Genomic DNA, 13,637 nt, shown 5'->3' with positions numbered 1-13,637 from the left:
TAGCTGAACTAGCATCGATTTCATGACCTAAAAACAACCTCTGCCAAGAAGGTGCTGCCCATGGATTTTGCCTACTCCCCCAAGGTTCAGGAACTGCGTGAGCGCGTCACGGCGTTCATGGATGCCTATGTCTACCCGGCCGAGGCCGTGTTCGAACGGCAAGTGGCTGAAGACGACCGTTGGCAGCCGACTGCAATCATGGAGGAGCTCAAGGCCAAGGCCAAAGCCGAAGGGTTGTGGAATCTGTTCCTGCCCGAGTCCGAGTTGGGGGCCGGCCTGACCAACCTGGAATATGCACCGCTGGCGGAGATCATGGGGCGTTCGCTGCTGGGCCCGGAGCCGTTCAACTGTTCGGCGCCGGACACCGGCAACATGGAAGTGCTGGTGCGTTACGCCAACGAGGAACAAAAGCAGCGCTGGCTCGAACCGCTGCTGCGGGGCGAGATTCGTTCGGCCTTTGCCATGACCGAACCGGACGTTGCTTCGTCGGACGCCACCAACATGGCTGCCCGTGCCGAGCGTGACGGCGATCAATGGGTCATCAACGGCAAGAAATGGTGGACCTCGGGCGCCTGCGACCCACGCTGCAAGATCCTGATCTTCATGGGCCTGAGCAATCCCGACGCACCTCGTCACGCCCAGCACTCGATGATCCTGGTGCCGGTGGACACCCCCGGAGTAAAGATCGTCCGGCCGCTACCGGTGTTCGGCTATGACGATGCACCTCACGGCCACGCCGAAGTGCTGTTCGATAACGTGCGGGTGCCGTACGAAAACGTCTTGCTGGGCGAAGGACGCGGCTTTGAAATTGCCCAGGGTCGCCTCGGGCCGGGCCGGATTCACCACTGCATGCGCTCCATCGGCATGGCCGAGCGTGCCTTGGAATTGATGTGCCAGCGCGCCATCAGTCGAACCGCTTTTGGCCAGCCGCTGGCGCGCCTGGGTGGCAACATCGACAAGATCGCCGACTCGCGAATGGAAATCGACATGGCGCGCCTGCTGACCTTGAAGGCGGCGTACATGATGGACACGGTCGGCAATAAAGTGGCCAAAAGCGAAATCGCCCAGATCAAGGTCGTCGCGCCGAACGTGGCCTTGAAAGTCATTGATCGGGCGATCCAGATCCACGGCGGGGCCGGGGTCTCCAACGATTTCCCGCTGGCCTACATGTATGCCATGCAGCGCACGCTGCGCCTGGCCGATGGTCCGGATGAGGTCCATCGGGCGGCTATCGGCAAGTTCGAGATCGGCAAGTATGTGCCCAAGGAGATGTTGCGTAGCGGGCGCTGAAGCTCGTTCAGGCTGAGACTGCTATCGCGAGCAGGCTCGCTCCCACAGAGGTTCATCGGTGGACGCGTTATTGGCGCTCACCACAAGCCCCTGTGGGAGCGAGCTTGCTCGCGATGGCGGCCTCCAGGTCGATGAATCAGCTCACTCCTTGACGCTCATATACTCCTCGGCCCAGCGGATATATTCCTCGGGCTGGGTGTAGGTGTGGGTCAGTTCCGTGGCGCTGAGGTCTGATGCCTGGGTGAAGATCTGACGCTGTTCCCGCAGGCTGTCGTAGGTAGCCTTGATCGCGGCGAAATACGCGCCGTGGCCGTCAATCGTGATTCTCACGCCCAGTTCAGCCAGGCGTTTATCGTCGCGCAGCAGCGGGTTGCCATAAGTCACGAGCATCAGCGGTACGTTCAGGTTCTCGCTGATCTGCTCCAGATGCTCGAAATCCTGCACGCCTACCATGCAAATGCCGTCCGCGCCGGCGCGCTCGTATTGCCGGGTGCGACTGATGATCTCCTGGACCGGCAGAATCCCCGCGTTCGTGCGGGCGACGATGGCCATTTCCGAGTCGACCCGCGCCTCCAGAGCCGCGCGAATCTTGCCGACGCCTTCGGCCACGCTGATCAGGTCGGTGGATTTGCGGCCAAATTGTGCCGGCAGCAAGGTGTCTTCAATCGTCAGCGCCGCCACGCCGGCGCGTTCGAGCTCGATGATGGTACGCATCACGTTCAGTGCGTTGCCGTAGCCGTGGTCGGCGTCGGCGATCACCGGTAGTTGCGCGACGCGTCCGATGCGGGTGGCCTGCTCGGCAAATTCGCTGAGGGTGATCAGGGCAAAATCCGGCGCGCCCAATACTTGCAGTGACGCCACCGAGCCTCCAAGGATGCCTACCTCGAAACCCAGGTCGGCGGCAATGCGCGCCGACATCGGATCGAACACTGAAGCTGTGTGGTAGCAATTTGTGGAAGCCAGCAATTGGCGGAAATTTCGACGCAAATCTTGATGGGAAAGCCTGGACATATGAGTTCCACCAATGGAATGGAAGGGCTTGAGCAAAAGTGTCAACGCCTAAGGATGGAAAGCTATCACGCGGGACGGCCAAGGATGATGACGAATTTACAGGGACAGGCTGGTCGAAGTCGATCCCATGAGATAGGGCAGGCGCCGCGCCGCTATGCCGCCACCGCCTGGCGATCCTGTTTGAACAGCAGCACGGCGCGCACCGTGTCACCCGGTTGTACTTGCAGGCGTTTGGCGGTCAGGCGATCGACGACCAGGCCCTGGCCGTGCAGGTGCCCCCGGGCGCTGGTGACGCGGCAGTTCTCCAGGCGCCGGTTATGAATCAGCCAGCCCGGCGCCCGTTCGTCCGGGGTGCCTATGGTCAGCGTCAGCGACTGGCTGTCGCGGACGCTGCGGATGTTCGATACCGGCGCTTCGATCACCGGGCCGGCGTCAAAGATATCCACGTACCCTTTATGGGAAAAACCCTCATCGCCAAGGATCTTCAAGGCCGGTTCGGTGTTGGGGTGAGCCTTGCCGATCACGGCCTGGGCCTGCTCGGTGAGCAGGCAGGTGTACAGCGGTTGGCGGGGCATCAGCTCGGCGATGAAGGATTTGTTGCCCATGCTGGACAACTGGTCGGCGTGGCTGAAGTCCTTCTGGAAAAAGTGTCGTCCCAGGCTGTCCCAGAACGGCGAGCAACCTTGTTCATCGGCGTGGCCGCGTAATTCGGCGATCAGCTTATCGCCAAACAGCCCGGAAAACTCCGCCACGAACAGCAGGCGCGCCAGGGACAGCAGGCGCCCGTTATGGCCGCGACGGTGCTGGGGATGAAGAAACAACGAGCAGATTTCCGACTGCCCGGTCATCTCGTTACTGAGGAACAGCGTCGGAATATGCCGCTGGATGCCCAGCTCGGGCGCCGAGCTGACCGTGACCCCGAGCCGATAGTTGTACCAGGGCTCGCGCAGTCCGATTGCGCCAGTGAGAGCGCTGATACCCACTACCTGACGGTCATCGTCTTCAAGCACGAACAGATAGTCGGCGTCCGCCCGTTCGACCTGTCCGGCGAAGGTGCGCTGGGCCCAGCGTACCCGGTGCGCCAGGCGCTCCTCGTTGGCCGGCAGGCTGGTGAACCCAGGGCCGGCGCAACGGGCGAGGTCCATCAATGCGGGTAAGTCGGTCAGGGCAACCGGGCGGACTACCACGAAGCGCCTCCTTCTACAGGCCGGGCGGGACGCTGTCGCACGATGCGCAATCGATTGCAGTTCATAGGCTGACCACCCGGACCCGGTCACCGTCGGCAACTTCAAGCGCTGCCAGCATGTCAGGGGACAGGCGCACGAAGCCTTCGGCGTCAAGGTCCAGGTCGGCGATGATGGCCCGGTAACTACCCAGGCCATCATTACTCACCAGGTAGCGCCCCGTGGCGTCAACCTGCTGGCTCGGACGCACGACGGCCGAGCGACTGTGAATGATCGAGCGGATGTTCGCGACCCGGGCGTGCATCGTCGGCCCCCCGTCAAAGATGTCCACGTAGCTATTGGTTTCGAAACCCTCGCGTTCGAGAATGTCGAAGGCTTCCTGGCCGTCGGGGTGGATCCGGCCGATACAAGCCTGGGCCTGGGGCGGCAACATAGGGACATAGATCGGGTATTGCGGCATCAGGTCGGCGAGAAAGGTCCGACTCTGCAGGCCGCACAATCGTTCGGCTTCGGTGTAGGACAGGTCGAAAAAGTGCTGACCGATGGCATCCCAGAAGGGCGAATGGCCTTCCTTGCTGCTGTACCCGACGATCTCTGTGATCACCGAGTCGGCAAAGCGTTGGGGATGGGCGCCGACAAACATCAGCCGGGCGCGGGACAACAATTGCGATTGCGGCGTGTGCACGTGTGCGGCGTCGATATGAAAGCCGCGCAGCAGCGTCTGGCCATTCAGGTCCTGGCACAGCGACAGTGCCGGTACGCCATGCTGGATGTTCAACTCCCGGGACTCGCTGGAAAACGGCCGGTTGCGCAGGCTGTAGAACGGCTCGTCGCAACCGGTGGCCGCAACGATTTCCGAGCAGCCCAGCAGGCGGCTCGACACCAGGTCCTGCAGGACAAAAAAGTAATTCTGCGCACCGGGGCGTTGCACGTCGGTTTCGAACGAGGCGCATGAGCTGAGGATTCTGTCTCGCAGGCGATCCGTGTCGTCGGGAAGCGAGGTGACGCCCACCAGGCTGTCGCGGGCCAGCTGCTGCAACTGCGGCAAATCGGTTAACTGAACTGGACGTAAAGCCAGCATGGATAACACTCCTGTTTCAAAGAGCCCGCCGAGAGGTGCCGGGCCTGACGATCACTGTCGATGTCCACGCGTTGAAGCTTGTAGCAGAGATTTGACACGGTCGCGTTACAGCAGCGGCGCGAGATAGGCGCTCCAGGTCCGCACCGATTCGGAACTGCGCAACAGGTCGTTGCGTACTTCGATCAGCACCGAATCCAGGCCGCGGCCGTCGCCGTGGACTGGAACCGTCATGTCACTCAACGGGCTGACCTTATAGGGCTGATTGCCGGCGGCCCGCAGCGAATGGCGCGCCAACGCGCCGACGATGCGCTGGGCATATTCCCGGGCTTCGCCAAACAATACTCCGGCCTCAAGCGCCCGCGGCTGGCCGTAGAACACCGGGGTGAAACTGTGGATGCCGACCACTCGCACGGTCCGCTTGTCGGCCAGGCGTTGGTCGATCAAGGCGCGCAATTGATCATGGAATGGATGGAAGAGGCACCGTTGGCGATACGCGCGCGTAGCGTCATCCAAGGACTGGTTGCCAGGAATCTGGTAGATCTCGCTTTGCGCCGGAATGCTGTCGGCGACGTGAAGCGGACGGTTCAGGTCGATCAACAACCTTGAATAGTTGGCCGACAGCAAGGTGGCGCCGAGGGTTTCGGACAGCCGCTCGGCCAGGGCCAGCGCACCGATGTCCCAGGCAATATGTTCCTGAGCGGCGGTTTCATCCAGGCCCAGGTCGTTCAGTGCATCAGGAATGTAGCGGCTGGCATGTTCGCAAACCAGCAACAATGGATGCTCGGAGTCTTCACGCAGCAACCGGAAAGCAGGCTTGGTATAGAGGCCCGATTCGGCACATTCAATGGATTCACGCATAGTGCTCACAAAGTTCGGCTGGTGACAGCGCCTGGGGCAAGGCGTCGGGCGGCGCCCGGCCATACAGGGCACATATGACCTTGTGTACCGAAAGCATCATAGCCAGGCACGGATCAGTGATCGGGTCTCTGAAGAGAGGCATCCGTGCTCCTTGCCGGGATGAGTGCTGGTTTCTTTTCTAGCGCCGAAAATAGTATTTGGGCAGCAGGTGTCGCGTGTCCAGAGGTTTTTACTTTCCGTTTAAAAAGCCTCAAGGCCTGTAGAGGCCTTGTAGGGCAAGGGTTTGGTTGGAACGCCAATGTATGTCAGCTATCGCTCCCGTCTGTGTCAGACATACCGCCTTTTTGTCCGGGTTATTTGATTTCATATAAGGTGTTGTACAAGAAAATACGGGGGGGTTGCTGTGTTGAGCCGTCCGACAGCCTGAGTATCCAATGTGCAAGCCACTCGCCTTACCCTGATCTGCCATGCCCGCACCGCCGCCCAGAAAGATGCACGTTTCGGCTTGGACGAACCGCTGGACGCCGGCTGGCTGGCGACGCGTGCCGAGATCGGCCATGAATACCGGAACGTCCGCCGCCTGCTCTGCGGGCCAGAGCTGCGCACCCGCCAGACCGCGGCGCTGTTGGGCGACGATCCGCAGGTGGTCCAGGCGTTGGCCGATTGTGATTTCGGGCGTTGGCGCGGGATGTCTGTCGATGAATTGCTCAAGACGGAGCCGGAATGCCTTCAAGCCTGGCGTGACGACCCGGACGCCGCGCCCCACGGCGGCGAGTCCGTCAGCGGAATATGTCGCCGGGTCGGCGACTGGCTGACGACGCTGCAACACACTCCGGGCCACTGGCTGGCCGTTACCCATCCGTTCGTGATTCGCGCTGCCCTGCTGAACGTACTGGGTTGCCCGCTGGGCATGTTCCACCGGATCGACATCGAATCGCTTTCCGTCACTGAGTTGCGTTTCAACGGGGTATGGCGATTTCGCACCCAGGGGCCTGGCCGGGAGCCGCAAGCATGAAGAGATTGTCGGTGATAGGCATCGGTGCCGGTGATCCCGATCACCTGACGATGCAAGCGGTGAAGGCCCTGAATCAGGTCGATGTGTTTTTCCTGATGGACAAAGGGCCCGGCAAGGACGCGCTGTTGGACCTGCGTCGCGACATCTGTCGCCGCTACATCACTGATCGCACCTACCGTTTTGTCGAAGCCGGCAGTCCCGAGCGCCAGCGCGAGGATCTGGACTACACGGCCAGTGTCGAGGCACTTAACCGGGCGAAGCAGGCAACGTTCGAAAGATTGATCAATGAGCAATTGTCTGACGGGCAGCGTGGCGGTTTCCTGGTGTGGGGCGACCCATCGCTGTACGACAGCACCCTGCGCATCCTGCAGGCGATCCTTGATTCGGGGCGCTGCGTCTTCGAGTTCGATGTCGTTCCGGGGATTACCAGCGTCCAGGCCCTCGCGGCGCGACACAAGGTGCCGTTGAACAGTATCGGCGGCTCGCTGGAGATCACCACGGGCCGCAGGCTGGCGGCGGGGCGGGTTGGCGATGCCGCGAGCACGGTGGTGATGCTTGATGCCGAGGATGCGTATCGCCAGGTCAGCGATCCTGATACGCAGATCTATTGGGGCGCCTACGTGGGAATGGCGGATGAATTGCTCATTGCCGGACGGCTGGGGGACGTGGCCGACGACATTGAACGCACCCGCAAGGCGGCGCGACAGGCGAATGGGTGGATCATGGATACGTATTTGTTGCGCAAACCCTGATGGTGCGGATCAACCCGTGGCGAGGGAGCTTGCTCCCGCTCGACTGCGAAGCAGGCGCAAGACATCAGCCATCTTGTGCATCGGGGTTGCTGCGCAACCCAGCGGGAGCAAGCGCCCTCGCCACGGAGGACCTCGAAGACGTCGTCACCCTCGCCCAAACCGCTCCCGGTACACCGACGGCGCCAGCCCCACCACGTTGCGAAACGCTACCCGGAAACTTTCCACCGAACGATAGCCACACAGTTGGGCAATGTTATCGGTGTTGTCTTGCGTGCTTTCCAGCAATTCCCGCGCCCGTGCCAGGCGCTCATGTTGCAGCCAGGCCTTGGGCGAGAGGCCGCAAGCCTGGGTGAAGCGACGCAGGAAGGTCCGTTCGCTCATAGCGGCGTGACTGGCCAGGTCGCGCACTCCCAGCGGCTCGTGGAGACGTTCCCGGGCCCATTGCATGACGCCGGACAAATCGCTGCGCGGCGTGCGGCTGACCGGCGAGGGAATGAACTGCGCCTGGCCACCGGTGCGTTGGGTCGGCATGACCAGCCGGCGCGCCACGGCATTGGCGACCTGGGCGCCGAAATCCCGCGCCACCAAGTGCAGGCAGGCATCGATGCCGGCCGCGCTGCCAGCCGAGGTGATGATCTGGCCGGAGTCGACATAAAGTACATCGGGATCGACTTCGATGGTCGGGTAGCTGTCGGCGAGTTCGTCGGTGTAGCGCCAATGCGTGGTGGCGCCCAAGCCGTCGAGCAGCCCGGTGGCCGCCAGGACAAAAGCCCCCGAGCAGATCGACAACAAGCGGGCGCCACGGGCATGGGCTCGTCGCAAGGCCTGGAGCAGGGCATCGGAGGGCGGTTCGCTGCGACTGCGCCAGCCCGGCACGATAATGGTTCGCGCGCTGTCGAGCAGTTCCATGCCGCCATCGGCCAATACCTGGAAGCCGCCCATGGCGCGCATCGGGCCGTCGTCGACAGCGACGATGCGGTGTTCATACCAGGGAAAATCAAACTCGGGCCGTGCCAGCCCGAATATCTCGACGGCGACGCCGAATTCGAACGTGCACAGTCCGTCGTAGGCGAGAATCGCGACGAGGCCAGGGGTAGGCTGCATTTGGCGGAAAATTCCCACAGAGTGTCTTGTACGCCACTGTAGCGGTTGGCGGCGGGTGGATAAAGTCTCTCCAAACCCTTATCCGTCCCTGGAGTAAACCACGATGACCAGCCCTGTTCGCGAAGTGCCTGCCGCCCCGTCCGACATTGCCCTGCAGCATTTCAGCCGGCGTCTGATGTTCGAAACCGATTGTTCCGACGTACGTGCCAGCCAGGACGCCGCTGAGATCGATTTTGTCCTCGTCGATGTGCGCGGGCCGCAGGCCTACGCACGCGGGCACGTGCCCGGGGCGATCAACCTGCCGACCCGCACGCTGACCGCCGAGGCGCTTGCGGCCTATCCCCAGGCCACCCTGTTCGTGGTCTATTGTGCGGGGCCGCATTGCAACGGCGCCAACAAGGCTGCGGTGCGCCTGGCGACCCTGGGATACCCGGTCAAGGAAATGATCGGTGGCGTCATGGGTTGGCTCGACGAAGGTTTCCGCCTGACCGGTTCGGTGGAGCGCGTGGCGGAGCATGCGGTCAGCTGCGATTGTTGAACGGTGCGTCCTACTTGTGGTGAGGAAAACAGGCTCCCTCGCCACAAGGGCTGATTGCTTTCAATTTCGCAAATGCTCTGCATCTTTATAACTATTTGTCGCCTATACGCAATTCCGCTCCCGAGTGCCCCTCTAGACTCCTGCCCACTTCGGTTTTCGCTGACCGAACGCTGTTTCCGAATCTGCCCATAACGATCAAAAAAACCTGCGCACTCAGGAGCAAAAATGAAGAAGCTTGTCATGTTCGGTGCCCTGGCACTGTCCGTACTCTCCCTGTCGGCCGTGGCCGAAGACGCCAAGCCGATCCGCCTCGGGATCGAGGCCGGCTATCCGCCTTTTTCGATGAAGACGCCTGACGGCAAGCTGACCGGCTTCGATGTGGATATCGGCGACGCGCTGTGCGCGCAGATGAAGGTCAAGTGCACCTGGGTCGAGCAAGAGTTCGACGGGCTGATTCCAGCGCTGAAGGTGAGGAAGATCGACGCGGTCCTGTCGTCGATGACCATCACTGATGACCGCAAGAAAAACGTCGACTTCACCATCAAGTACTACCACACCCCGGCGCGTTTCGTGATGAAGGAAGGTACGGACGTCAAGGACCCGCTGACCGAACTCAAGGGTAAGAAAGTCGGCGTGTTGCGCGCCAGTACCCATGACCGCTTCGCGACCGAAGTGCTGGTCCCGGCGGGGATCAACCTGGTGCGCTACAGCTCCCAGCAGGAAGCCAACCTGGACATGGTCGCCGGTCGCCTCGACGCCATGCTGGCCGACTCGGTCAACCTCGACGAAGGTTTCCTGAAAACCGCCGCCGGCAAAGGCTTTGCCTTCGTCGGGCCGACCTATGAAGACGCCAGGTATTTTGGCGGCGGCGCCGGCATCGCGGTGCGCAAGGGTGACAAGGCCCTGGCGGACCAATTCAACGCCGCCATCAGCGAAATCCGCGCCAATGGCACCTACCAGAAAGTGCAGGACAAATATTTCGCTTTTGACGTCTATGGGCATTAATCGCTGAAGGAAACAGGTGGCCCGCCGCTGACCCGGCCGGCCACCTTTTTCATGGGCGATTGTTTTACCCTGAGCCTGTCGAGAACCGATATCTGGAGTGCCAATGCAACGCATCGACCATACCCTGCCGTGGAGCCACCTGGGCACGGAGCGCCGGCTCAGCGTGTTTCGTTTCGGCCATGGCCCGCGCAAGGCCTACATCCAGGCCAGCCTGCACGCCGATGAACTACCGGGCATGCGCACGGCATGGGAACTGAAACAGCGGCTCAGCGAACTTGAGTCCCGGGGCCTGCTCAAAGGCGTGATCGAACTGGTGCCGGTGGCCAATCCCATCGGCCTGGACCAGCATCTGCAGAGTGCGCACATGGGGCGTTTCGAGCTGGGCAGCGGGAAAAATTTCAACCGTTCCTTCGTCGAACTCAGCGCCCCGGTGGCGCAGCGCATCGGGGCTCGTCTGGGCGACGATCCGGCTGCCAACGTCACCTTGATCCGGCAAACCATGGCCGAGGTGCTCGACGAACTACCCGCGCCACCTTCGCAACTCGAAGCCATGCATCGGCTGTTGCTTCGCCATGCCTGCGACGCCGACATCACGCTCGACCTGCACTGCGATTTCGAGGCCACGATCCACTTGTACGCGTTGCCGCAACAATGGCCGCAGTGGCGCTCGCTGGCCGCGCGGCTGAGGGCCGGTGTGGCGTTGTTGTGCGAAGATTCCGGCGGCAGCTCGTTCGATGAGTCCTGTTCCACGCCCTGGTTGCGCCTGGCGAGGATCTTTCCGCAAGCGGCCATTCCGGCGGCCAACCTGGCGACGACGCTGGAATTGGGCAGCATGGGCGACACCCGGGTGGAGCAGGCCCGGGCGAATTGCGAGGCCATCCTCGGATTTCTCGCCGAACAGGGACTCATCGGCGGTGACTGGCCGGCCGCGCCGGCGCAATGCTGCGAGGGTTTTCCGTTCGAAGGCACCGAATACCTGTTTGCCCCGCACCATGGCGTGGTGAGCTTCCTGCGCGAAGCTGGCGAGTGGGTGGAGCGGGGCGATGCTTTGTTCGAGGTGGTCGATCCGTTGAACGACCGAGTGACCACGGTCCGCGCCGGCACCAGCGGCGTATTGTTCGCCCTGGATCGCGGGCGCTATACCCAGCCGGGCATCTGGCAGGCGAAAGTCGCCGGGCGTGAGCCGATTCGGGCGGGGAAATTGATCAACGACTGATAAGTGCTGTCTACCTCACCGCACGGTCGTCACCGTGCGGTTATCCAATGCTGGAGGAAGACCGATGTTCAAAGCGTTCGCCCTGTTTCTGCTGCTGGTGTCTGCCGGAGCGCAGGCCCAACCGTCGCTGCATACCGACTTGCCACTCAACTACCTGGCCCGCGCCGATGAACAGGCCAGGAACCGGCCGCTGGTGATTTTCCTGCACGGTTCGGGCAGCAACGAAGAAGACCTGCTGACGCTCGCCGACGAACTGCCCAAGCACTACAACTACCTTTCGGTGCGGGCACCCAAGTCGATGGAGCCGGGGCGCTACCAATGGTTTGCCAGGAAAGGCGAGGGCGCCTATGAAGGTGACACGTCAGACCTGAAGGCCAGCGGCCAGATGCTCCTGGAATTCATCGAGAAGGCTCGGGCCAAATACCCGACCGATGCGAGCAACGTCTATCTGGTGGGTTTCAGTCAAGGCGCGATGATGAGCTACGAGGTAGCCCTGAGACACCCCGAAGCCGTTGGCGGCATTGCCGCGATGGGCGGGCGAGTTCTTTCGGTGTTGCGCGCCGAACTGACGCCCGATGAATCGCGCCGGGCGCTGGCGGTGTTCATAGGCCACGGCACGGTGGACCCGATCATTCCCTACCACGACGGTACCGACGCTGACTCGTTCCTCAAGACCCTGGCCCTGGAACCGGAATTCCACGCGTATCCGGGGCTTGGTCACAATATCAGCGCGCAGGAAGTGAAGGACCTGCGGGCCTGGCTGGAGCGGCTCAACCCTTGATCCAGCCGGATCCCTGTGGGAGCGAGCCTGCTCCTGCAGTTCGATGGCGGTGAGCCTCTGTTTTCGAGCATGCCAAATTTCTCTGTGGGAGCGAGCCTGCTCGCGAATGCAGCAATGGGGTCCACCAGGCACACCGCACAGGCCCGTCACTTCCCGCTGGCGATCTGCTTGACCAATGCCTCATGACCGGCCTGGTCGCTCGCCCTGGAGATGATCTGCACCACGGCCATGCGCGTGCCGGAAGCCCCTATCAGGGTAGTGTCCAGCGTGGGCCCGCCACCTTGGGTGGCCCGGGTGTCGAGCTGGCGCAGGCCGAGGCCGGTGGTTTTCAGGGTCAGGCTTTTTTCCCCGAGGATTTTGGCATCCGGCAGGGCCTTGGTCTTCTGGACGGCGAAATCGGCGAAGGCCGTATCCAGGAAGGCTGCGTCGTTATCGTTTACATTCGCCCCGTCAACCAGGGTGTTCTCCGCCGTGATCACCACCGTTTTGCGGGAGGCATTGCTGTACATCGTACCGCTCGCCCCGGCGGTTCCCTGCGCCACGTCCCCTGCGGACAAGGGCGTCGCCGTGAAGCCCGGGGGGAGGGTGAAGCTGAACTTGCCGCCCAGCAGCGAAACCTTCTGGGCCGGTGCTTGCGCCATGGGTTTCTTGGGCTGGGCGGCAAGGGCCGGGAATGCGACCAGGCTGGTGATCGCTGCCAGTAGCAGGGCGGCGGCTGGTTTACTCAGCAATGACATTAAAACGCTCCATGGGCTGGTTGGCTTGAAACTGGAACACGAGTCGTCCTTGTCGGTCATGGGTTCGATACGTTAACACCGACGGCACTGAAGCGCCGCGCCAGCGCCTGACGTTCGAAGTGCTCGGTAATGAAGTCGACAAAGACCCGGGTCTTGGCGGGCATCAGCGTACGACTCGGGTAATAGAGCGAGATCGCGCCAAGGTCGACATACCATTGCGGCAGCAGCCGCACCAGCTCGCCGCGCTCCAGCCAGGGCAAGACATCCGGCACCGTCAACAGCGCAACGCCCAGGCCGAGCAAGGCAGATTCACGCATCGCGACCGGATCGTTGAAGGTGATCGACTCCGGCAACGACACCGCGCACTCGAGCCCGGCGCTGTTGCGCATCATCGGTTGGCGCACACGGCCGGTCAGGCTGGAGCGCAGGACGATGTTAGCGTGATTGGCGAATTGCTCCGGATGCTGGGGCTGGGCATGAACGGCCAGGTACTGCGGGCTGGCGACGGCAATCAGGTGGGCTGGCGCCAAGGTCCGGGACACCACGCCGGGGGTCAATTCGAAACCGCCTCCAATCGCCGCGTCGAAACCCTCGGCAATCAAGTCGACCCGACGATTTTCGAAATGCCATTCCGGCCGGATCAGGGGATATCGACCGAGGAAAGCAGGCATTAACGGCAAGACGTGAGCCATGCCGAAGCTGGGGGAGAGGCTGACCCGCAACACGCCGGCCGGCTCGCCACGTTCGGCGCTCACCGCGCCAATCGCAACCTGCAGGGCTTGAAGGTTGCCGCCGATGCTGGCGAGGAAATGTTCGCCGGTTTCGGTCAGGGAAAGCTTGCGGGTCGAACGCTGGAACAGGCGCACACCCAGGTTTCGCTCCAGCATCGCCACGTTGCGGCTGACGGCGGCGGGCGTCAGCGCCAGCAGCCTGGCGGCAGCGGAAAAACTGCCGGTCTCGGCACTGCGCACGAAACATTCGAGGTTGGCGAGGGTTTCCATTTGATGGGACCTGATAGTAATGCTTGAAGATAATTCAAGTCATTACCGACTAATCAGGGCGCAA

At 62.2% G+C, this 13,637-nt stretch carries 14 protein-coding genes; 7 read left to right on the top strand and 7 right to left on the bottom strand.

What is annotated here, in order from left to right; all coding sequences use genetic code 11:
- Positions 1 to 60 precede the first annotated feature (60 nt).
- Positions 61 to 1,290 carry an acyl-CoA dehydrogenase gene (locus J3P86_RS16880; RefSeq protein WP_434698474.1) on the top strand — a complete coding sequence of 410 codons (1,230 nt, stop codon included), beginning with the start codon at positions 61 to 63 and terminating at the stop codon, positions 1,288 to 1,290.
- Positions 1,291 to 1,431: 141 nt separating this feature from the next.
- Here J3P86_RS16880 and J3P86_RS16875 read toward each other — a convergent pair whose 3' ends face one another.
- The 4 genes from J3P86_RS16875 to J3P86_RS16860 form a co-directional block, all read right to left on the bottom strand.
- Complete coding sequence (locus J3P86_RS16875; RefSeq protein WP_434601241.1) at positions 1,432 to 2,301, bottom strand: isocitrate lyase/PEP mutase family protein; 870 nt, start codon at positions 2,299 to 2,301, stop codon at positions 1,432 to 1,434.
- Positions 2,302 to 2,453: 152 nt separating this feature from the next.
- Entirely contained in the window at positions 2,454 to 3,488 is a 1,035-nt protein-coding gene (astA, locus tag J3P86_RS16870; protein ID WP_434698473.1) for an arginine N-succinyltransferase, read from the bottom strand.
- Between the two features lie 61 nt (positions 3,489 to 3,549).
- Positions 3,550 to 4,566 carry an arginine N-succinyltransferase gene (locus J3P86_RS16865; protein ID WP_434698472.1) on the bottom strand — a complete coding sequence of 339 codons (1,017 nt, stop codon included), beginning with the start codon at positions 4,564 to 4,566 and terminating at the stop codon, positions 3,550 to 3,552.
- A 105-nt stretch (positions 4,567 to 4,671) separates the two neighbouring features.
- Complete coding sequence (locus tag J3P86_RS16860; RefSeq protein ID WP_434698471.1) at positions 4,672 to 5,424, bottom strand: N-formylglutamate amidohydrolase; 753 nt, start codon at positions 5,422 to 5,424, stop codon at positions 4,672 to 4,674.
- Between the two features lie 436 nt (positions 5,425 to 5,860).
- On the opposite strand from J3P86_RS16860, the gene J3P86_RS16855 reads away from it, so the two are divergent.
- Positions 5,861 to 6,439: a histidine phosphatase family protein gene (locus J3P86_RS16855; protein ID WP_434698470.1), complete on the top strand. Its 579-nt coding sequence runs from the start codon at positions 5,861 to 5,863 to the stop codon at positions 6,437 to 6,439.
- Positions 6,436 to 7,191 carry a precorrin-6A synthase (deacetylating) gene (gene cobF, locus J3P86_RS16850; protein ID WP_434698469.1) on the top strand — a complete coding sequence of 252 codons (756 nt, stop codon included), beginning with the start codon at positions 6,436 to 6,438 and terminating at the stop codon, positions 7,189 to 7,191. Before J3P86_RS16855 ends, cobF begins: the two co-directional genes overlap by 4 nt.
- Positions 7,192 to 7,335: 144 nt before the next feature.
- Here the strand turns inward: cobF and ftrA are convergent, their stop codons facing one another.
- A complete protein-coding gene (gene ftrA, locus J3P86_RS16845; protein WP_434630012.1) occupies positions 7,336 to 8,295 on the bottom strand; it encodes a transcriptional regulator FtrA in 960 nt (319 codons plus the stop codon).
- Positions 8,296 to 8,398: 103 nt separating this feature from the next.
- Here ftrA and J3P86_RS16840 point away from each other — a divergent pair, with 103 nt between their 5' ends.
- The 4 genes from J3P86_RS16840 (at position 8,399) to J3P86_RS16825 (ending at position 11,835) form a co-directional block, all read left to right on the top strand.
- Positions 8,399 to 8,833: a rhodanese-like domain-containing protein gene (locus tag J3P86_RS16840; RefSeq protein ID WP_434698468.1), complete on the top strand. Its 435-nt coding sequence runs from the start codon at positions 8,399 to 8,401 to the stop codon at positions 8,831 to 8,833.
- 225 nt (positions 8,834 to 9,058) lie between these two features.
- On the top strand, positions 9,059 to 9,838 hold the full coding sequence (locus tag J3P86_RS16835; RefSeq protein ID WP_434698467.1) for an ABC transporter substrate-binding protein: 780 nt from the start codon (positions 9,059 to 9,061) through the stop codon (positions 9,836 to 9,838).
- A 103-nt stretch (positions 9,839 to 9,941) separates the two neighbouring features.
- Positions 9,942 to 11,054, top strand: a complete 1,113-nt coding sequence (locus J3P86_RS16830; RefSeq protein ID WP_434698466.1) for a succinylglutamate desuccinylase/aspartoacylase family protein — start codon at positions 9,942 to 9,944, stop codon at positions 11,052 to 11,054.
- Between the two features lie 64 nt (positions 11,055 to 11,118).
- Positions 11,119 to 11,835 (top strand): alpha/beta hydrolase, encoded by a 717-nt coding sequence (locus J3P86_RS16825; protein WP_434698465.1) that lies wholly within the window; start codon positions 11,119 to 11,121, stop codon positions 11,833 to 11,835.
- A 146-nt stretch (positions 11,836 to 11,981) separates the two neighbouring features.
- Here J3P86_RS16825 and J3P86_RS16820 read toward each other — a convergent pair whose 3' ends face one another.
- Together J3P86_RS16820 and J3P86_RS16815 are read right to left on the bottom strand one after the other, a co-directional pair.
- Positions 11,982 to 12,572: a hypothetical protein gene (locus J3P86_RS16820; protein WP_434698464.1), complete on the bottom strand. Its 591-nt coding sequence runs from the start codon at positions 12,570 to 12,572 to the stop codon at positions 11,982 to 11,984.
- A 56-nt stretch (positions 12,573 to 12,628) separates the two neighbouring features.
- Positions 12,629 to 13,573: a LysR substrate-binding domain-containing protein gene (locus J3P86_RS16815; protein ID WP_434698463.1), complete on the bottom strand. Its 945-nt coding sequence runs from the start codon at positions 13,571 to 13,573 to the stop codon at positions 12,629 to 12,631.
- Positions 13,574 to 13,637: the final 64 nt, after the last annotated feature.

It is taken from the genome of Pseudomonas sp. D1-1 (assembly GCF_051132225.1).
In the GTDB taxonomy this organism is placed as follows: domain Bacteria; phylum Pseudomonadota; class Gammaproteobacteria; order Pseudomonadales; family Pseudomonadaceae; genus Aquipseudomonas.
This window is presented reverse-complemented; position numbering and strand designations above follow the sequence as displayed.

What these genes read in the sequence shown, in the direction of transcription:
- J3P86_RS16880 (WP_434698474.1), top strand. Translation starts at nt 61, where the DNA reads ATGGATTTTGCCTACTCCCCCAAGGTTCAGGAACTGCGTGAGCGCGTC.
- J3P86_RS16875 (WP_434601241.1), bottom strand. Translation starts at nt 2,301, where the DNA reads ATGTCCAGGCTTTCCCATCAAGATTTGCGTCGAAATTTCCGCCAATTG.
- J3P86_RS16865 (WP_434698472.1), bottom strand. Translation starts at nt 4,566, where the DNA reads ATGCTGGCTTTACGTCCAGTTCAGTTAACCGATTTGCCGCAGTTGCAG.
- J3P86_RS16860 (WP_434698471.1), bottom strand. Translation starts at nt 5,424, where the DNA reads ATGCGTGAATCCATTGAATGTGCCGAATCGGGCCTCTATACCAAGCCT.
- cobF (WP_434698469.1), top strand. Translation starts at nt 6,436, where the DNA reads ATGAAGAGATTGTCGGTGATAGGCATCGGTGCCGGTGATCCCGATCAC.
- ftrA (WP_434630012.1), bottom strand. Translation starts at nt 8,295, where the DNA reads ATGCAGCCTACCCCTGGCCTCGTCGCGATTCTCGCCTACGACGGACTG.
- J3P86_RS16840 (WP_434698468.1), top strand. Translation starts at nt 8,399, where the DNA reads ATGACCAGCCCTGTTCGCGAAGTGCCTGCCGCCCCGTCCGACATTGCC.
- J3P86_RS16835 (WP_434698467.1), top strand. Translation starts at nt 9,059, where the DNA reads ATGAAGAAGCTTGTCATGTTCGGTGCCCTGGCACTGTCCGTACTCTCC.
- J3P86_RS16830 (WP_434698466.1), top strand. Translation starts at nt 9,942, where the DNA reads ATGCAACGCATCGACCATACCCTGCCGTGGAGCCACCTGGGCACGGAG.
- J3P86_RS16825 (WP_434698465.1), top strand. Translation starts at nt 11,119, where the DNA reads ATGTTCAAAGCGTTCGCCCTGTTTCTGCTGCTGGTGTCTGCCGGAGCG.
- J3P86_RS16820 (WP_434698464.1), bottom strand. Translation starts at nt 12,572, where the DNA reads ATGTCATTGCTGAGTAAACCAGCCGCCGCCCTGCTACTGGCAGCGATC.
- J3P86_RS16815 (WP_434698463.1), bottom strand. Translation starts at nt 13,573, where the DNA reads ATGGAAACCCTCGCCAACCTCGAATGTTTCGTGCGCAGTGCCGAGACC.